Here is a 20,167-nt window from a genome sequence, read left to right as displayed (position 1 = left end):
TTAAGCATCTCCTTTTTCAATAGCATCATATTTACATGTTTGTATACATAAGTTACAACCATTACAAGCAGCTTCATCAATGACTATTTTATCATCTTTAAGTGAAATAGCTGGACAAGCTAATTTATTAATACAAATATTACAATTAGTACATTTTTCTTCATTTAATTTTACAGGAGGTCTTTTAGCTAATCCTTTAATTAAAACACAAGGATATTTAGATATAATAACAGATACTCCTTCATGTTCAAATGCTTCTTTATAAGTATTAATTGTTTCTTCTAAATTCATTGGATTTATAACTCTTACAAAATCACATCCAGCAGCTTTTGCAAGTTCTTCAATAGATATTTCTGGAGCATCATCACCCATACCATCAATTGGCATTCCTGGATTTGATTGACCACCAGTCATAGCTGTAATTCTATTATCTAATACAGTTACAATAAAATTATGTTTATTATGGACTGCATTTACAAGTGGAGATATACCACTATGGAAAAATGTTGAATCACCAATAAAACTAACTACTTTTTGATCTGTTGATGTGGAAAATCCACAACCATCCCCTATACTTGAACCCATAGATAACAAATAATCAGCTGTTTTATATGGAGGATTTAGTCCTAATGTATAACAACCAATATCTGATGCAAAAATTACATCTTTTTCTGGTAATCTTAAATCAATCATAGCCTTCTTAACAGCATAAAACATAGCTCGATGAGGACATCCTGGACATAAAACTGGTGCACGATTAGGAATATTTTTAATTAAATTGTCTAAATTTTCAGAATATTTAATTTCATTAATTTCTGTAAAGTTTAAAACTTTATTAAGACCTTTTTTAATAATATCGGGATTAAATTCATGAATTAAAGGAAAAGTACCATCTAATTTACCATAAACTTTAATATCTAAATTATATTCACCAATAATAGCTAAAACTTCCTTTTCCATTATAGGGTCTACTTCCTCAACAATAAAAATTCCTTTTAAATCTTTTATAAAGTCATAAACTCTTTTTTTAGGAAATGGATAAGAAAATCCTAATTTTAAAATATCCAAATCTAGTTTATTTTCATTTATAACATCATATGCATAGTTAAAAGCACTACTTGAAGAAATTATTGCTAAAGTAGAACTATCATTTAAAGAAATTGATTTATTAAAATCATCTTCATCAGCTACTTTATTAACATCACTAATTTTATCACATAATCTCTCATGCATTGTAAGGGAAAATGCTGGAACAGGAACAAATCTTGAAGGATCTTTTTTGAAATATCCTTTTTCATTTTTATCTCTTATATTACCCAATTCAACAATTCCTCTCATATGGGAAGTTCTAGTAGTAGTTCTAATAATTACAGGTAGTTCAAATTGTTCTGATAAGTCAAAGCCATAAACTACCATATCTTTAATTTCTTGACAATTTGAAGGTTCTAAGATTGGTAAATTAGCAAGTCTCCCATAATGCCTTGTATCTTGCTCATTTTGAGATGAAAATACAGAAGGATCATCTGCAACTAAAATAACCATACCTCCACGAACTCCAGAATAAGCAGTTGTCATGAAAGAATCACTAGCTACATTCATTCCTACATGTTTCATAAAAGTAAATGATCTAAGTCCTGAAGCTGCAGCAGTAGCAGCTACCTCCATTGCAACTTTTTCATTTGTTGAAAACTCGAAATATATTCCTGCATCCTTAGCTACATATGATAAAACATCTCCAATTTCAGAAGATGGTGTACCAGGATAAGTTGCAGCAACTGAAACACCTGCTTCAATAGCTCCTCTAACAGCTGCCTCATTTCCAAGTAAAAATTGTTTATCTCCATTTTCTCCAGTTACTAACTGTTTTAAATTCATTATCTTTCCTCTTTGTATATTATAACATACAAATTATTATAAAATAATTTATTAAAATTTAACAAATCATGTAATCCATTTAATTATTTCAAAAATATTTCAAAAAATCTATAAATAAAAAAAATTATTTATATCTTTATAATCATAAATATATTATAATATAGTATATAAAATATTTTAGTTTTTTGATTTTAAATTTTCGAGAAGGAAGAAAATAATGATAAAAGTATATGTTTCTAGATTTGATAAGGAAAAAGATGAAAAACCTCATTTAGAAAGTTATGAAATTGAAAAAAAACCAAAAATGAAGGTTTTAGATGCATTAAATGAAATTAATGAAAAATACGATGAAGACATTAGTTTTAGAAGTTCATGTCGTGCAGGCCAATGTGGTTCTTGTGGAATAAAATATAAAGGAAATGGAGCTTTAGCCTGTAAAAAGGAAATTCAAGATGGAGCAGTTATAGAACCATTAGATTTTCCAGTTATAAAAGATTTAGTTGTTGATAAATCATCTGTTGAGGAGAAAGTTAAAGATCTCAATTTATATACTCAAAGAAAAAGTGAACCAACAATTGAAACAGATTTTAATAATAATGATGTAACTGACACAAAAAAAGTAAGAGGATGTATAGAATGTTATTCATGTTTATCTACATGTCCTGTTGTTAAACATTTTAGTGAAGAATTTAGTGGACCTTACTTTATGAGATATTTAACAAAATTTGGTCTTGACCCAAGAGAAGATGACACTAGATTAAATGATTTATTAAAAGAAGGATTATATAATTGTACAAGTTGCGGTAAATGTGGAGCAGTTTGTCCAAAAAACATTAACAGTTTTGGAGATGCAATTGAAAAAATGAGAGCACTTGCATGTAAAAATGATTTGGGGCCACTTCCAGAACAAGTTAATTTTGAAACATCAATTAAAAAAACAGGTCGGTCAATTGCAGAAAATGGAGAGAGTTTTATTAAATCTGTAAATAAAGATAAGGATAAATCTAAGAAAAATAAAGTTGCATTATTTACAGGCTGTATGGTAGATAATAAACTACAACATGTTGGAGAAGCCTTAATGGATGTTTTAAAAGTAAATGATATTGAAATAGATATTCCAGAAGGACAAGTTTGTTGTGCTTCACCACTACTTAGAACTGGTCAAACTGAAATTGTTGAAGACCTTGTTAATAAAAACAAAGAAATTTTCAAAGATTATGATACAGTAATTACTATTTGTGCAGGTTGTGGAGCTACTTTAAAAAATGACCATCCTAAATTTGGATCCAAGCTTAATGTGCAAGATATTAGTGAATTTTTAATTGACAAGTTAGATACAAGCAAAATGAAAGAGTTAAATACTAATGTAACTTGGCATGATCCATGTCACCTTAGTAGAAGCCAAGGAATAAAAGATGAACCAAGAGAAATTATAGAAAAAATTCCTGGTGTAACATTAACTGAAATGCAATATCCATGCCAATGTTGTGGAGCTGGTGGAGGAATAAAATCTGGACGCCCTGAAATAGCTCTTACATTATCAAAAGATAAAGCTGAAATGATTAAGCAAACAGGTGCAGAATCAGTAATAACAATTTGTCCATTTTGTCAATATAACCTGCAAGATGGTTTAGATGCTATAGATTTAGAAAATGTTAAAGCAATGAATATACTTGAACTTTTACAAAAAGCATATTCAGATGATTAAGAGCTGGTTAAAATTGGAGATGTAGCTATTAGTGAAGAAGTTATTGTTGAAAATAAAGAAATAACTTCTAAAGAAGAAAAAGTTGAAAGTAAAACAGAAGCTAAATCAACTTCAAAGAAAAAATCTAAAGCTAAAGATAAAACTAAAAAAGATATTTTAATAGAAAAAATTAAAGAATCTCCAGAAAGTATGGAAATAAAAGAAAACATTTATGTAGTTTTTATTGAATGTGAAACACCAGGTAATATTGGTTTTCTTGCAAGAGCTATGGCAAATTTTGGACTTGAGAAATTAGTATTAATCAATCCATGTGAACTTAAAGAAGAAGCATATTATCAAGCTACACATGGAAAACATATTGTAGAAAATGCTTTAATCTATGAATCTTTAGAAAAATTTTTAGAAAGTAAACAAATAGACTTTAAAATAGCTACAACAGGAACACCAGGTGGAAGTTATAATCTAGATAGGATTCCAATTAATGTAGAAGAACTTGGAAAAATCATTAATTTTAATGCTACATCAGCTATTATTTTTGGAAGAGAAGGAAATGGATTATATAATAATGAATTAGAAATGTGTGATCTTACAGTTAGTATTCCAACTGATCCAGCTTATCCTATAATGAATATTTCTCATGCTGCAGCTATTGTTTTTTATGAAATGTTTAAAAATAGAAATAAATTTCCAGTTGAAGGTTTAGAAGAAGCAACAGGAATTGAAAAAAACCATTTATTAAAAGACATGGAATATTTAATATCTACATTAGATATACCTGAACATAAGAAAAAAAATGGATTAAAATCTTTTAAAAATATAATTAATAGAGCTTTTATAACAGGTAGAGAAGCACATACTTTAAAAGGTATTTTAAGAAGATTAAAAGAAAAATTATAATAAGTAAAAACTTATATTATTCCTTAAATAAAAATTATAATACTACATATCTTGAGTGAATTCTATGGCAATTTTAAGTGATAAAGACATCAAAGAATATTTAGATGCTGAAAAAATAGTAATCGAACCTTTAAAAGACGAACAACAAATTCAACCATCATCTGTTGATTTAAGATTAGGAGAAGAATTTAAAATCTTTAAAGTAATTAGAAAACCATATATTGATCCATTAGATGAAGAAGATGTTGCAGAATATATGGAATCCTGTCATGTTGATGATGGAAAAGCTTTTATAATTCATCCAAATGAATTTGCACTTGCAACTACAGATGAATATATTAAAGTTCCAGATGACCTTGTAGCTAGAGTAGAAGGTAGATCATCAATGGGCAGACTTGGTGTTACTATGCATGTAACTGCAGGTTATATTGACCCTGGTTTTGAAGGCAAAATCACTTTAGAAATATCTAATATTGGAGCTATGCCTGTTGCATTATATCCTGGTCAAAGAGTATGTCAAGTTGTTTTTGAAACAATGACTACACCATCAGAAAGACCTTATGGACATCCAGAAAGAAACAGTAAGTATATGGGACAAAAACGTCCTGAAAGTAGTAGAATTAAACAAGATTATGATTTAAAAAAATAGAAGGAATTTTATGAATCACGAAAAGATGACAAATATCAGTGCAAAGAGAGGTTTTCTGTGGCCATCATTTGAAATTTACTCAGGAGTTTCAGGTTTTACAGATTACGGCCCTCTTGGTGCATCTTTAAAGAATAATATAATGGAAAAATGGAGAAAACAATATGTAGCGGAAGAAGGATTTTTTGAAATAGAAAGTCCTACTGTTATGCCTGAAGAGGTTTTAAAAGCTTCAGGGCATGTTGATAATTTTACAGATCCGATGACTAAATGTGAAGAATGTAAGGATGTCTTTAGAGCAGATCACATTATAGAAGAAGTTATTGGAGAAGATGTTGAAAGTTTAGAAAATAGCGAACTTGATAAAATAGTTATAGATAATAATATTAAATGTCCTAGCTGTGGTGGAAAGCTATCTAATATTTGGAATTATAATTTAATGTTTAAAACACTTATTGGAGCTAAAGGAAATAAAACTGGATATATGAGGCCAGAAACAGCTCAAGGAATTTTTATATTATTTAAACGCCTTTCAAGATTTTTTAGAGGAAAGCTGCCTTTTGGTGTAGTTCAACTTGGAAAAGCATATAGAAACGAAATTTCCCCAAGACAAGGAGTTATTCGTCTTAGAGAATTTACACAAGCAGAAGCTGAAATATTTTTAGATCCTGAAGATAAAACAACACCTAAATTTGCAAAAATAGCTAATGAAAAATTATATTTAAATTCACAAGATGTTCAAGAAAATAATAAAGAACCATTAGAACTTACAGCTCAAGAAGCATTAGATCAAAAAGTTGTCTCAAATGAAATGCTTATATATCAGCTATATTTAGCTAAAAAATTTTTAAATGAAATTGGTATTCCTGATGATGTTTTAAGATTTAGACAACATTTATCTGGTGAAATGGCTCATTATGCACTTGATTGTTGGGATGTTGAAGTTAATACTGACCAATATGGATGGGTGGAAATTATTGGAATAGCTGATCGTGGAAATTATGATCTTAGTTCTCATTCAAAAGAAAGTAATGAAGAATTAAGTATTTTTAAAGAATTTGCTGATGAGAAGACCATTACTAAAACTGTTGTAAAACCTAATTTATCTAAATTTGGACCTGTTTTTAAACAAGATGCTCCAAAAATTAAAACTTATTTAGAAAATGCTGATGCAAAAGCTATTCAAGAAGTTATTGAAAAAGAAGGTAAATATATTGTTGATTTAGGAGATAAATTCGAATTACTTGCAGAATATTTAATTTTTGAAGAAATAACTGAAAAGGTTAAAGGAAAACAAATTGTACCTCATGTAATTGAACCATCATTTGGTATTGATCGTATAACTTATTCTGTATTATTACATTCTTTTAAATCATCAGATAATGAAGAAGAGAAAGATTATTTTAAATTTAAAAAAGAAATAGCTCCTATTCAATTAAGTGTTTTACCACTTGTAAATAAAGATGGTTTAGATACTCAAGCAGCAGAAATTACTGAAAATTTAAGATCCCATGGATATGTTGTTGAAGATGATTATTCTGGAACAATAGGTAAACGTTATGCAAGATCTGATGAAATTGGTATTCCTTTAGCTATTACAATAGATTATGATACTTTAGAAGATAAAAGGGTTACAATTAGAAATAGAGATGATGAATCTCAAGAGAGAATTAAAATCTCAGATTTAGAAAATTATTTAAAAGAATATTATTAATTAATATTCCTTTTAAACTCATTAAATAATTTTTCAGCCCATATTAAACCTTTTTTATCATAAGAGACTAAAAGTCGATTTTGATCATAAAAATCATCATCTTTAAAAAGACCTAAAGCCATATTTTTAGATGATACAAATAATGAAAAATCGATTTTTGAATTAATTTCTATTAATTTTATTTTTTTTAATTCATTTTTTGTTAAATTATTTTTAATATTTCTAGCTATGTTTTTTGGAAGAATAATTTCTATTTCACAGCTATTTTTTATTGCTTTTTTTAAAATATCTATAAAATCAGAATATATAAATGGAAGTATAGCTTTAATAGAATCATTACTATTAAACAACCTTTTGATTACATTATATGTTTTATAAACATCATAGTCATTATTTTCTACTAATTTAGAATTATTTAATAAATACAATTCTTCAATTAAGGATTTAGGAATACTATCGATATAATGCTTTATAAAAAAATCTGAAAAATCATTTAAAACTAAAGACAACACATTATCAAAATCAAAAATATTGATTAAAAATAATTTTAAGTTATTGTTTAAATAATATTTTGAATATTGCCTATAGATAAATCCTCCTTTTTCAAGTTTTGAAATATTACTTGATATAGAGCTATAGCTAAGAGAACTTTGAGAATGAATTTCTCTCATTGTTAAAGGGTTATCAAAAATAATATGCATAACTTTTAACCTAATTTTTGAATTTGTAATAAATTTGATTTCATCACTCACTTTTTCATAATCATCTAAATATTGATTTTTTAAATAATTCATAATAAATACCTCAGTAATAACTATATAGAAATTATTATTAACAATGAATATAAATCTTTTTAAAGTGAACAAAAATTAAAATAAACAAATATTAATAAGTTAAATATCACTTAAACGAAATTTATTAATTAAAATAAATTTTCCAAAAATATAACATGATTATACATTAAAAGAAAAATAATTAAATTAATTTTTTTATTAAAAAAATACTTAAAATTGAAAAGATAAATAATAAAATGTGATAAAATGATAGACACTCATATGCATGGGGATACTAGAAGCAGTGAAGATTTCGAGAAGATGTATTTAGCAGGAATTGACACTGTAATAAGTTGCAGTTTTTATCCTTACCATTTGTTTAATGAACTTGTTCTTTTAAATCATTTGAATAGAATTTTAGACTTTGACAGCGAAAGAGCAAAAAATTATGGAATAGACATGAAAGTTGCATTAGGAATTCACCCTGCAAATTCATATATAGATCCTATATTAACCTATAAACATCTTGATAAATGGATTGATAATAAAAAAATAATAGCTATTGGTGAAATAGGTTTAGAAGAAGCAAGTGAAGATGAAATAACTGTTTTTAAAAAACAGCTCGAAATAGCTGACAGGAAAAAAACTAAAGTTATTGTACATACACCAAGAATAAATAAAAAAGGAATTTTAGAAAAAGAAAAAGAGATTATTGCAGAATGTATTGATCCTAAATTAGTTATTATAGATCATGTTAATTTAGATATAATTGAAGATGTAATAGATGAAGAATATACTCTTGGATTAACAGTACAGCCTGAAAAGATGGAAGTTAAAGAAGCTATTGAAATATTAGATAGTTATGGTTTTGATAGATTTTTATTAAATAGTGATATAAGTAATAAACCATCTGATCCATTATCTGTTCCTAAAACAATTAGAGAACTAACTAGATTAGGTTATGAAAATAAAAAAATAGAAAAAGTAGCATTTAAAAATGCTAAAAAATGTTTTAAAATATAAAAATTAATCTTTTTTCATTAAATTTACTCTTTTAGGAGAAACTATGATAAGATTCTTATTTTTACATTGAGCAAGTAAAAATGCTTCAGCACCATGATTTTCCCTAATGTATTTAAGCTTATTACCAGCCATTCTGAAATCTCTTGGACTTTTTTTCTCTAAGAAAGATAAATCAAGAATAACAGGATTATTTTCTTCAACAACTTGATCCACAACATAATCCATATCATCACTAGACTTTGGTCTAATTAAAATAATTTCATAAAATGACTGTTCTGGGAAAATAGTGTAATTTTCACTAGAAAAATCCCTTCTAAAATCATTTCCAAAATTATTATTCTTTTTATTGTCTAAACTTTCTTCAAATCCTAAACTTCTTTTTAAAGTATCTGTAAAACTCATTTACTTGTCTCCTGTAAAAATTCTAAAATAGCATCTAATAATTTTGAAGCACCATTATAATAAACATCATCAGTAGGTAAATTAAAGTTATTTTCGAAATCTTCCACTAATTCATCAGAATTTTTTAAATTAACTGATAAACCAACAACTTTAGTAGGTTCTAAAGCTTCAATTGCTTTAACTTCTTCATCTATTCCTCTTGGTTCTCTATAAGGGTGATTTGGCCTATGTGCAACAATAACTGCATCCGGTGCCGCTCCAATTAAAATGGAAGCTGATAAACCACGAGGATGAGGGTTTTCTTTTTCAGTTAAACTTGATTGGCCTTCTATAAAAATAATATCTGGATTTAAGTTCTCATCTGCATATTTAATAGAACTTAAAATAGCTGCAGGTACATCCATTGCAGATAAACTTCCTGCTCTAAAATTAATATCTGTAGGTGGTTCTATACCCATTTCATCAGTAGAAATAATAGCTGATTTCAATCCTTTTTCTTTAGCAGCTATACCTAACATTTTTGTTGTTGTTCTTTTTCCACATTCTTGAGATGTTCCTCCAACAAAAACAATTGGAGTTTTAGAATCATAAGATATTTTCGGTAAAACTTCAGAACAATTTTCAGGGCTAACACCTGAAACTTTTTTGACATTGTCTAATCTAGGGCTTATTTCTTTAATAGAAACATCTTTTTCTTTTGCAAATTTTAAAAGAGATGAATTACTTTTAATTGGTAATGATCTAAATGAACAAACAACATTTTTACCAACATTAATAGCTTCCACAGCATATTTGAGAGCATTACCTTCCGCTCCAATTGGTAACATAATAGCTACAGATTTAAAATCTGAATTTTTTAAATGACTTTCTATATCAGAATATACTTCTTTACCGCAAAAAATTGTTCCTTGTTTATTTTTATCATCATCAACAAAACCCACTGTTTCAATCCCTTCGAGGTTAGAGAATTTTTCTCCTCCTCCACCGCAACCAATAATTAAGAAAGGATTTAAGTCTTGAAGTTCTTTAACTGATTTGACCGAATACAAATTACCACTCCTAAAAACCCACATTAATAATAATGTAATAATTGTAATAAAACTTAAATTAAAATATAATCAATTTGTTTAATAATTTAATTATTATTCTCTCACACAAATAATTAAATCCAACTATTAATTGTTTATATTGATAAAGGCAATAAATACACAATATTTATAAAATTTTATTAATCTATATTATTTATATTAATTTTATTATTATTAAATATATATCATTTGCCTTTAAAAAAAGATTAGATTTTAATTAAAAATAATATTCAAAACTAAGTTTTTCTTATGTAATTTTTTATATTTAATATATTCTATAATTAATTTATAGCTATTAAAATTAAATTGAAAAAATCCTTTATTTATACAAATAAGAGATATATGAAATTTTTTAATGAAAATAATAAATAATAAATCCTAAAAAAGATTAAACTAAAACTTTAATTAATATAAAAAACAAATATTATAAATTATATTAATTTAATTTATAAGAGAGGATAACTTTGAGAAAACCATATGTAATTCTAATTGGGAGTGCTTCAGGAATAGGAAAATCCACTGTAGCTGCAGAATTAGCTAAAGAATTAAATATTAAACATTTATTAGAAAGTGATTTTATAAGAGCAGTAGTTAGAGGAATAATTGGTAGTGATTATGCTCCTGCACTACATGAATCATCATACAATGCATATAAAACATTACGTGATTCACAAAATTATGAAACATATGATGAATTAGTTGCAGCAGGTTTTGAAGAACATGCTTCTTTTGTTATTCCTGCTCTTGAGAAGGTAATTAAAAGAGCTATAAATGATTATGATGATGTAGTCTTAGAAGGAGTTCATTTAATTCCAGGATCAATAAATCTTGAACAATTTAAAGAACAAGCTAATGTTCATTTCTTTATTTTATCTGCTGATGAAGAATCTCATAAATCTAGATTTGTAAAAAGAGCTGTTCAAATTCATCGTGGTGGAAAACAATTAGATTACTTTACAGAAAATAGAATAATTCATAATTATCTTGTTGATAAGGCTGAGAGAAATAATATTGATGTTATTGATACTGAAAATATGGAAACAACACTAAAAAAAATGTTAATGCATATTAATAGAACCTGTGAGATTGTTTTACTTAAAAATGATGTTGATGATATTAAAAAATTAATTGAAATTGTTATGAAAGACAATAATGGAGTTTTAGAAAAAATTTCTTATAAAATAGAAGGATTTAAAGATCCATTAGTTAGAAACATTAATCTTTCAGATTATAAAGAAGCACAGAAATTTGTTGAAACACTTGATAATAATCCTGATAAAAAGAATGAACTTCAAAAAATGTATAATTTATCAAAATATAGAAGTACAACTATATGTGCAGGTAATAGAGAAACATTAGATAAAATAATTTCTGAGTTAAGAGAAAATAACTTTGTTTACAATGAATGAGGTGTTAAATTGGAAGAAATAAATGAAATGATTGTTGTATGTCCTGCTTGTCATGAAAAAGGAGCTAAATCTGTAATGAAGGAGATTGAAATTCCTCATTTTGGAAAAGTTTTAGAAACTACAATTTTATGTGATAAATGTAATTATAAACACAATGATGTAATAGCTTTAGAACATAATGATCCTGCAAAATATGAATTAGATATTACAAATGAAACAATATCTTCAAGAGTTGTTAGATCACAATCTGCAACAGTGAGCATTCCTGAACTTGGATTAAAAGTTGAACCTGGTCCAAAATCAGAAGGATATGTATCAAATGTGGAAGGTGTTATAACTAGATTTGAAGATGCAGTGAAAAGAGCTTTGAAATTATTTTGTGACGGTGAATCATTAGAAAATGCTGAGAAGATTCTTATAAAATTAGAAGAACTAAAAGAAGGTAAAATAAAAGCAAAATTAATTATAGAAGATCCATTCGGACAAAGTAATATTGTTAGTCCAGATACAATCACTACTCCCCTTAGTGAAGAGGAATTAAAAAATTTAAAAACAGGTTTTACAATAATAGAAGAATAGAAGAATTATTCTTCTTGTTCTTCATCTTCAATGTTTTCAGTGTTAGTTAAAAATGCTTTGAAATCATCATCTTCATCAACAACATCTTTTAACTTAAGAGTTTTAGTAACATCCATAGCTAAAGCATTACAATCAGCTTTAATAGCTTCTAAATGCAATAAAATTCTTTCTTTTTCTTGATTAATTCTTTTAATATTAGTATATGGATAAGTTGATTCTTTGAGCATTTCATATTCAATAGTAGTATATGGATATTCATTTAATTGTTCGCAAACATTTTTAAGCACATCACCTAAAAATCTGTTCATTTCTACTTTTACTCTTTCACGAATCATTTTATCGTCATCAAGATTTTCTTTCATTAAACGAACAACTTCTGCTTTAGCAAAAGGTAATTTTTCATCTTCATCATCTTCAGAAACTTCTTCATCGTTTAATTCTTCTTCATTTAACTCTTCTTCATTAATATTTTCATCTTGAATTTCTAACATATTATTACTCCTTTTTTTAAAAATATATTTAATATTTAATAAATGTTGAAACAGCTATTATAAAAAATTATATAAATAAAGTTAGCAACATATATCTAATTAATTATTTATTAAAAATCATATATAAAAGTTTTTATAATTTAATAAATAGCTTCGATAAAATCAATAGTGTTTTATAATCTATATAAAATAAATGATTTTAAAAATAATAATTCAATATAGTATGAATAATTAAAAAACCCTTTAATAAAAACACATAGTAAAAATTTTTATAAAATTAAATTATCAAAAAAAATAATTAAAAGAATAGTAAAAAACTATTCAAAAATAAATTTTAATTTTAAATATCTAAATGGAATAAGTAAACCAAATAATAAAAATAAAATTATAATTGGATTACCTGTTTTTTTCATAGATATAATCTCTAAATCTTGTGCATTAGCAATATTAACTGTTAAAATATTATCAAAATTCTCTTCATCAAAGAAAGCTAACTCATCATTTATAATTTCGATTTTATCTTCAATGACTATAACATTTATAATAACATTATCTTCATTATTAGATAAATCAGAATCATGAGTATCAGATGAAACTATAGCTTCATTAAAAATATTACCAATAGCTATTGCTTGAACAGATAAAGTTAAAATAGCAAAACCCCCATTTTCAAGATTTCCTATTTTCCAAATACCTTCTTGATAAATACCCTTTGATGCAGAATAGTTTAAAAATCTTAAAGAAGAATCTAAAATATCTCTAACTATTACATTTTCAGCCATATCTGGACCATTATTATAAATAGTAATTATATATTCAAATGTATCATTTAAATAAATTTCAACAATTGAAGCTATTTTAATAAGTTCTAAATCAGCTGATTTATTAACTTTTACATCTTTAGAAATATGATTATTTGATAAATTTCTATCATTTTCTATAGAAGAAACATTTGCATAATTAACAATATTTCCTGTAGTATTTATCAAAGTAGTAATTTTAAGAATTTTAGATTCACCAGAATTTAAATTACCAATAAGCCATTTACCTGTAGATGAATCATAGCTACCCCCACTATCATCACTTAAATAAACAATACCTCCAGGTAAAATATCAAAAACAGCCACACCAGTTGCGTCATCAGGACCATCATTAAAAACAGTCAAAATCCAAATGACAATATCACCAAAAGCAGGATTAACATTACTAACAGACTTATCAATAACCAAATCAACAGAATCATCAACAAGAATAGTAAAATCATCTTCATTATTAGATAAATTCCTATCACGCTCCAAAGAAGAAACATTTGCATAATTAACAATAATTCCAGTAGTATTTATCAAAGTAGTGATTTTCAAAACTCTAGAATCACCAGAATTTAAATTACCAATAAGCCATTTACCTGTAGATGAATCATAGCTACCTCCACTATCATCACCTAAATAAACAATACCATAAGGCAAAATATCAAAAACAATAACCTCAGTTGCATCATCAGGACCATCATTAAAAACAGTTAAAATCCAAGTAATAATATTTCCATACATTGGATTAACATCATTAACATCCTTTTCAATAATTAAATCAACAGAATCATTAACTAAAACTGTAAAATCATCAAAATTATTAGACAAATTCCTATCATACTCAAAAGAAGAAACATTAACAGAATTTACAATAATTCCAGTAACATTAACCAAAGTAACAATTTTTAAAGTCTTTGACTCACCAAAAGCTAAATCACCAATAAACCATTTGCCTGTAGATGAATCATAGCTACCTCCGCTATCATCACCTAAATAAACAATACCATCAGGTAAAATATCAAAAACAACTACCCCAGTTGCATCATCAGGACCATCATTAAAAACAGTTAAAACCCACTCAATAACACTACCAAAAATAGGATTAGAATTATTAGCAACCTTACTAATAACTAAATCAACAGAATCATTAACTAAAACTGTAAAATCATCAAAATTATTAGACAAATTCCTATCAAATTCTAATGAAGAAACATTAACAAAATTTACAATAATTCCAGTAACATTAACCAAAGTAACAATTTTTAAAGTTTTTGACTCACCAAAAGCTAAATCACCAATAAACCATCTCCCAGATAAAAAATCATAGCTACCTCCACTATCATCACCTAAATAAACAATACCGTTAGGCAAAATATCAAAAACAACTACACCAGTTGCATCATCAGGACCATCATTAAAAACAGTTAAAACCCACTCAATAACACTACCAAAAATAGGATTAGAATTATTGGCAATCTTACTAATAACTAAATCAACAGAATCATTAACTAAAACTGTAAAATCATCAAAATTATTAGACAAATTCCTATCATACTCAAAAGAAGAAACATTAACAGAATTTACAATAATTCCAGTAATATTTGCTATACAATATATTTTTAATGATTTTGATTCATTAACATTTAATGTTCCAACATTCCATAATCCATTAGAAAAATTATAACTACCCTCACTATTATCTTTAATCCATATTAGGCCACTAGGTAAAATTTCATTAACTAATACTTGTGTTGCTTGATTTGGACCGTTATTTTTAACTGATATTTCCCAAACAATTATATCTAAATAATTAAAGTTTGTTTTATTTGAATATTTAGAAATTTCAACATCTACAATAGGATATACATTAAATACAGAATAGTTTGTAATGAATTTATAATAAGTATCTTCGTAATGGATTGCATTAACATAATATTTCCCTACTTTAAGATTTTCTAATACAATAGAAACATTTCCCCAAATATCAGAAATTAATGTTTGATTATATACACATTCTCCATCTTCATGAGTTATTGTAAGTAAGATATCTATTGAATATTCTCTGCTATCTTGATATAAAATCCCAGAATCAGTAGCACCTAAAACTGGTATTTCATTATTAATAGTTATTTCATTAGGGTTTGCTCCATTATAAATAGCATTAGAAAGTTCTAATCTATTAATACTTGCAATATTATTTCCACCATGAATGATAACTTCAATATTTTCTTTTTCCCCATAATAAATGTCATGACTAGTTGTTGGAAGTAAATAAACCCATGCTTGATTATTTGACATTATATTATTTGTGATTACAAGTTTTTTACCAGATTTATCAAAATAAATTGCACTTCCATTTCTAGCAGTATTGAGTCTAAATGTATTTTCTTCAATAAAAACATTAGACCCATTTATAAAAATAGCTCCTCCTAAACCATCATTAAGTTTTTCAAAATCAGGAATAGCTTCATTTGATAAAAAGGTATTATTATAAAACTTTGAATTAGATCCCTCAATATAAGCTCCTCCACCATTTACATTAGCTATATTTTCTTTAAATAAAGAATTTTGAATTTCTGTATTATCTCCTTCAATATAAATAGCTCCACCATTTACGAATGCTAAATTATTAGAAAAATTACAATTATTAATATCTATATTTTCTCCCATTATTTGTATTGCTCCTCCAATTGGAGCTTTATTATTTTCAAAATTAGAATTTTCAATTATAAGTTCCATATCTTCATAATCCCATCCAGTACCGATAGCTCCACCATATAATTTTGTAGCAGTATTATTTATAAAGCTACAATTAGAAATTATGCAATCAGCATGAATTGTTAATGCACCACCTTCATCTGCAGTATTATTTATAAAAATACAATCAATATAAAAATCTCCATCCCTAACACAGCCTGCTCCACCATGAGAGTATGCTCCTTCATGTAAAGTAATTGCATAATTATTAATGAATGTAGAATTTATACAATATGCATAATGATTTGGAATATCCATTCCTAATTGAATAGCTCCACCATAAGCAAAATTTCTTCCAATATCTCTATCATTATAAGCTGAATTTGATATGAAATTTGATTTTACAATTTTTGTATTGTTCCCATAAGCTCCAACTGCTCCTCCTGATACAATAGCTCGATTATTAATAAAATTACAATTATAAATAAGTAAATCAGAAGCAGCTCCATAAGGTGCATTTGTATAATCTGTATAAATAGCTCCTCCACCCAATGCAAAGTTATTTTTAAATTCTGAGTCTTTTATTGTTACATTATTTGTAAGTACTAAAATAGCTCCACCACCTTCTACATCAAAATTACCATTAATGAAAACACAGTTTGATATTACAACATTATTTGCAGATTCTGCAATAACAAGTATTCTTGATAATTCTTTTGCATCTAAAGTAGATGTTTCATTTCCATTAATTGTTGAACCTGAAATATGTACTGATTTATATAAAAATAATTGATTTCCATTACCAATATAAGTTAAATTATTTAAATAAATAGTATCACCTTCATTAGCTCCATGTATAGCATTTTGAATATCTTCAAATGTGTTTCCATTTGGAATAATTTCTTGTTTAAGGTCTAATATTGATGTTTCATTTAATTCTTCAATTAATAATTCATTTTCATAATTCGAAATATTTAATCCAACTAATGGATCAATACAAGTAATTATTATGATTATTAAAAAAGAAATTTTAAAAATTTTATTATGTTTAAAATTTAATTTCTGATATGACATTTTTTAACTCCAAAGAGGGACGTACTATTAATTAACAAAATAAGATACCATTACCGAATAATATAAAATATTATAGGGTTCATATCAAAATAATTGTTCTCAGGTGCTCTTTCACAATCAATAATAATATTAAAAAACAAAGAGTAGATATATTATGTTTAAAGAAGATAAAGCCCTTTTAGATGACTTATGTGAATTAAATTCATATACTTACAATACTATGAAAACATATAGGACTGCAATAAAACATTATACATTATATCATAGAAAATCTATGAGTAATTTAATTAAAGAAGCATTAAAAGAACAAGGAAATAACACTCCTGAACATAAATTAAAAATATATGACCGTTTGATTGATTTTAGAACTAATTATATATTAACATCAACTAAAGGTCAAACAGCAACAACAATAGAAGGAAGAATAAAATCAATATATAAACAACACCGTGTCAAAATACCTTATATTCCTCCATTAAACAATAAACAACTACAAAAATATCCTCCAATAGCATTTGAAAATCTTCTTAAAAAAGAAGAAATATTACAAGGATTAGAATTAGCAAATAAAGAATTAAAATCAGAAATAATGACTTGGATAAGTTCAGGAAGTGCTATAAACGAAACTAAATCATTAACTATAAAACAATTTTATGAAGGAACATACCCATACCATCAAACAGAAAATATTCAAGACAGTTTAGAAATATTAAACAAATTAGATAATGTTATTGGAACTTTAAAATTATACCGAGCAAAAACAGGAAAATATTATTACAGTTTTATCAATCCTGAAACAGTAACAAGTATAGTTAATAATTTATTAGATAAAAACATTAAAGATATAAACCAACCTTTATTTAAATATTCCAACAATTACACTAATGTATTATGTAAACAAATAAATGATACTTGTAAATTTGGAAAAGCGGGAGCATATAGTAGATTTGTACCTCATATGTTTCGTAAATATAATTCAACTTATTTAAATCAAGGAAAAGAATTAAACGAAAATGTATTAACTAAAGAAGAAGTAGATATGTTTCATGGTAGAGGTATTAATGCTACTCATGAGTCTTATTTTAAAAACAATCCTAATATTTTGAAATTCAATTATGTTAAAGTTATGAATAATGTGTCATTATATAATCAGTATAGTTATGAAGTTGTTGATAATGATATTATTGTGAAAAGAATTGATACTGATAAACAGAATAAAAAGTTGAGTAAAAAAGTTAAAGATTATGAAAATATTCTTGATAAATTGAATGATGATGAGAGAGGTCTTGAGAATTATGCGGATATGATTGGTCATGATAATTTTATGAAGATTTTTAATAAAATAGACTGACTTAAGGGCAACTACATATCATTTAATTAAAGAAAGAATATGTTATTTGAAAGCACTACTTTAACCACTAAAATAAACATTAACTAATATAGATAACACATTAAAAATAAATAAAAAAAGAGAAAAAAAAGTTTCAATTATACAGAAAACAAAACACAAAAAAAGAAAAGTTTCACTTACAAATGAAACTTTCTATATATTCATAAAAATCAGGATTATCATTTGGAAATGGAATTGTTAAATCAGGCTTAATAGTATCCTCATTAATACCTGCCCACCAAATACGATGAGTATCATAAAAATCTTGATTTAAACATGAACTATTACTAATCACCACATCATACAATTCTTTATATTTTTCAATTTTAAAATTACTATCAACACGATCTGCCGAACATAATAATTCAATTATTCTTTGAACAGTAAAATCTTCTGTATTTTGTGTTTCTTTTATCTTTTTAACTGTTCGCCTTATATAAGGATTAATTGGTTCATCAATAATTTTAACATTATAAAATTTATTAGTTAAATGTTCTTTTAGTATTTGAATTATTTCTTCTTTAGTTTCATTATCTTCACCATTAAAAACAATGTATTTTCCTTTCAAATTCTCCTCCAACCATTCTTTTTCAACCAATCACGATGACTTTTAGCTTCATCAAGACTTTTAAACCTTCCAAACCTTAACCTTTTACCATTAATCCATTTCCTTATACACCATTTATTTTTATCCCAATAAATGTTTTGCATATCGTTTTCTTTACTAAAAGGAGGTAAATCCATATTAGGATAATGATTATAATAATGAGGAGTATCTACAAGCACATCATAATCCCAATCAGCATTAACTAAACAATCACGCTCATATAAAGCATCTGTTAATAATGAAAAGCTATCGTAGTATTTTCCATCTTTTCTTATTTCATATAATTTCTTTTTAGGATTATAATGAATATATTTATATAAATCACTCATACAGGTTCAAGTATTTTTCTCCTGTACTCTCTTCTTGACTATCTTGCATATAAATCACTTTAATACTTTCCACTAAGTCTTTGTTTATTACTTTAATATGTTCTTGCAAATCCTTTTGCACCTCAATTATCACTAATTTATCAAGTGTTTCTTCCCTAATAAAACAATACCCTATTATTTCTCCAGTTTTTAAAATTATTTTGACCGATAACTCTTTAATATTATATTCATCATTATCTAAAGGTACTTGTTCATTTAAATGTTTAATAATTAGTTCTGAGTAACTATCTCCTGATTCCATACTCCTGTATCTACCATTATTCTTTTATCTAAATCATCTATTTTATCATTTACCATGTCTAATATTTCTTGTGCATTATTTGTATCAATACGGTCATCATAATATTCAGCTTGACTAACCATATCTTCTTTTAATTCTAAAAGTAATTCCCGTATTTCTAATAATGTTTCAATAGGCAACTCGTTTTTATCCATTAATAATATCTGACTAAATATTACACTATTTTTAACAAGTATACTTGTTGCATTTGCTCTTGTTCTTAATTTAACTAATTCAACACAAATGTCAGCATTAACTTGTTCTAATTCACTTATTTTTTCTTCAAATTCTTTATTCTTAACAAAACCAAACATTA

19 protein-coding genes are annotated in these 20,167 nt (G+C 26.1%); 8 read left to right on the top strand and 11 right to left on the bottom strand.

All coding sequences use genetic code 11. The features are described 5' to 3' along the window. On the bottom strand, positions 1-1,875 hold the full coding sequence (iorA, locus tag ACA134_RS03040; RefSeq protein WP_409200712.1) for an indolepyruvate ferredoxin oxidoreductase subunit alpha: 1,875 nt from the start codon (positions 1,873-1,875) through the stop codon (positions 1-3). 217 nt (positions 1,876-2,092) lie between these two features. Here iorA and tfrB point away from each other — a divergent pair, with 217 nt between their 5' ends. After that, complete coding sequence (gene tfrB, locus ACA134_RS03035; RefSeq protein WP_409200711.1) at positions 2,093-3,583, top strand: fumarate reductase (CoM/CoB) subunit TfrB; 1,491 nt, start codon at positions 2,093-2,095, stop codon at positions 3,581-3,583. Here the strand turns inward: tfrB and ACA134_RS03030 are convergent. Continuing rightward, the gene (locus ACA134_RS03030; protein ID WP_409200710.1) at positions 3,580-3,792 is read right to left on the bottom strand and encodes a hypothetical protein; all 213 of its coding nucleotides are present in this window, start codon (positions 3,790-3,792) and stop codon (positions 3,580-3,582) included. The two genes, tfrB and ACA134_RS03030, sit on opposite strands and share 4 nt — an antisense overlap. On the opposite strand from ACA134_RS03030, the gene ACA134_RS03025 reads away from it, so the two are divergent. The 3 genes from ACA134_RS03025 (at position 3,773) to glyS (ending at position 6,840) form a co-directional block, all read left to right on the top strand. Beyond that, a complete protein-coding gene (locus ACA134_RS03025; protein WP_409200709.1) occupies positions 3,773-4,480 on the top strand; it encodes an RNA methyltransferase in 708 nt (235 codons plus the stop codon). The two genes, ACA134_RS03030 and ACA134_RS03025, sit on opposite strands and share 20 nt — an antisense overlap. Positions 4,481-4,544: 64 nt before the next feature. Further along, entirely contained in the window at positions 4,545-5,129 is a 585-nt protein-coding gene (gene dcd, locus ACA134_RS03020) for a dCTP deaminase (protein ID WP_409200708.1), read from the top strand. A 10-nt stretch (positions 5,130-5,139) separates the two neighbouring features. Beyond that, entirely contained in the window at positions 5,140-6,840 is a 1,701-nt protein-coding gene (glyS, locus tag ACA134_RS03015) for a glycine--tRNA ligase (protein ID WP_409200707.1), read from the top strand. Here glyS and ACA134_RS03010 read toward each other — a convergent pair. Next, positions 6,837-7,634 carry a transcriptional regulator FilR1 domain-containing protein gene (locus tag ACA134_RS03010; RefSeq protein WP_409200706.1) on the bottom strand — a complete coding sequence of 266 codons (798 nt, stop codon included), beginning with the start codon at positions 7,632-7,634 and terminating at the stop codon, positions 6,837-6,839. The two genes, glyS and ACA134_RS03010, sit on opposite strands and share 4 nt — an antisense overlap. A gap of 246 nt (positions 7,635-7,880) precedes the next feature. Here ACA134_RS03010 and ACA134_RS03005 point away from each other — a divergent pair, with 246 nt between their 5' ends. Then, entirely contained in the window at positions 7,881-8,636 is a 756-nt protein-coding gene (locus ACA134_RS03005) for a TatD family hydrolase (protein ID WP_409200705.1), read from the top strand. Between the two features lie 3 nt (positions 8,637-8,639). On the opposite strand, the gene ACA134_RS03000 is transcribed toward ACA134_RS03005, so the two are convergent. Together ACA134_RS03000 and ACA134_RS02995 are read right to left on the bottom strand one after the other, a co-directional pair. Beyond that, the gene (locus ACA134_RS03000; protein ID WP_409200704.1) at positions 8,640-9,038 is read right to left on the bottom strand and encodes a cell division protein SepF; all 399 of its coding nucleotides are present in this window, start codon (positions 9,036-9,038) and stop codon (positions 8,640-8,642) included. Next, positions 9,035-10,087 (bottom strand): DUF1611 domain-containing protein, encoded by a 1,053-nt coding sequence (locus ACA134_RS02995; RefSeq protein WP_409200703.1) that lies wholly within the window; start codon positions 10,085-10,087, stop codon positions 9,035-9,037. Before ACA134_RS02995 ends, ACA134_RS03000 begins: the two co-directional genes overlap by 4 nt. Positions 10,088-10,590: 503 nt before the next feature. On the opposite strand from ACA134_RS02995, the gene ACA134_RS02990 reads away from it, so the two are divergent. Further along, complete coding sequence (locus tag ACA134_RS02990) at positions 10,591-11,535, top strand: 3H domain-containing protein (RefSeq protein WP_409200702.1); 945 nt, start codon at positions 10,591-10,593, stop codon at positions 11,533-11,535. Between the two features lie 27 nt (positions 11,536-11,562). Continuing rightward, positions 11,563-12,114, top strand: coding sequence for a ZPR1 zinc finger domain-containing protein (locus tag ACA134_RS02985; protein ID WP_409201058.1), 552 nt, complete (start codon positions 11,563-11,565; stop codon positions 12,112-12,114). 5 nt (positions 12,115-12,119) lie between these two features. Here the strand turns inward: ACA134_RS02985 and ACA134_RS02980 are convergent, their stop codons facing one another. After that, positions 12,120-12,581 carry a hypothetical protein gene (locus ACA134_RS02980; protein ID WP_409201057.1) on the bottom strand — a complete coding sequence of 154 codons (462 nt, stop codon included), beginning with the start codon at positions 12,579-12,581 and terminating at the stop codon, positions 12,120-12,122. A 341-nt stretch (positions 12,582-12,922) separates the two neighbouring features. Then, a complete protein-coding gene (locus ACA134_RS02975; RefSeq protein ID WP_409200701.1) occupies positions 12,923-17,185 on the bottom strand; it encodes a hypothetical protein in 4,263 nt (1,420 codons plus the stop codon). 154 nt (positions 17,186-17,339) lie between these two features. On the opposite strand from ACA134_RS02975, the gene ACA134_RS02970 reads away from it, so the two are divergent. Then, a complete protein-coding gene (locus ACA134_RS02970; protein ID WP_409200700.1) occupies positions 17,340-18,536 on the top strand; it encodes a hypothetical protein in 1,197 nt (398 codons plus the stop codon). Positions 18,537-18,708: 172 nt separating this feature from the next. Here the strand turns inward: ACA134_RS02970 and ACA134_RS02965 are convergent, their stop codons facing one another. The 4 genes from ACA134_RS02965 to ACA134_RS02950 are packed head-to-tail and all read right to left on the bottom strand — an operon-like array spanning position 18,709 to position 20,165. Then, complete coding sequence (locus ACA134_RS02965; RefSeq protein WP_409200699.1) at positions 18,709-19,143, bottom strand: hypothetical protein; 435 nt, start codon at positions 19,141-19,143, stop codon at positions 18,709-18,711. Then, entirely contained in the window at positions 19,140-19,511 is a 372-nt protein-coding gene (locus ACA134_RS02960; protein ID WP_409200698.1) for a hypothetical protein, read from the bottom strand. The genes ACA134_RS02965 and ACA134_RS02960 overlap by 4 nt, the downstream gene beginning before the upstream one ends. Continuing rightward, positions 19,504-19,812: a hypothetical protein gene (locus tag ACA134_RS02955; RefSeq protein WP_409200697.1), complete on the bottom strand. Its 309-nt coding sequence runs from the start codon at positions 19,810-19,812 to the stop codon at positions 19,504-19,506. The genes ACA134_RS02960 and ACA134_RS02955 overlap by 8 nt, the downstream gene beginning before the upstream one ends. Then, positions 19,782-20,165, bottom strand: coding sequence for a hypothetical protein (locus ACA134_RS02950; protein ID WP_409200696.1), 384 nt, complete (start codon positions 20,163-20,165; stop codon positions 19,782-19,784). The genes ACA134_RS02955 and ACA134_RS02950 overlap by 31 nt, the downstream gene beginning before the upstream one ends. Positions 20,166-20,167 lie beyond the last annotated feature (2 nt).

The organism is Methanobrevibacter sp. DSM 116169 (assembly GCF_046197865.1).
Taxonomy (GTDB): domain Archaea; phylum Methanobacteriota; class Methanobacteria; order Methanobacteriales; family Methanobacteriaceae; genus JAHKLT01.
This window is presented reverse-complemented; position numbering and strand designations above follow the sequence as displayed.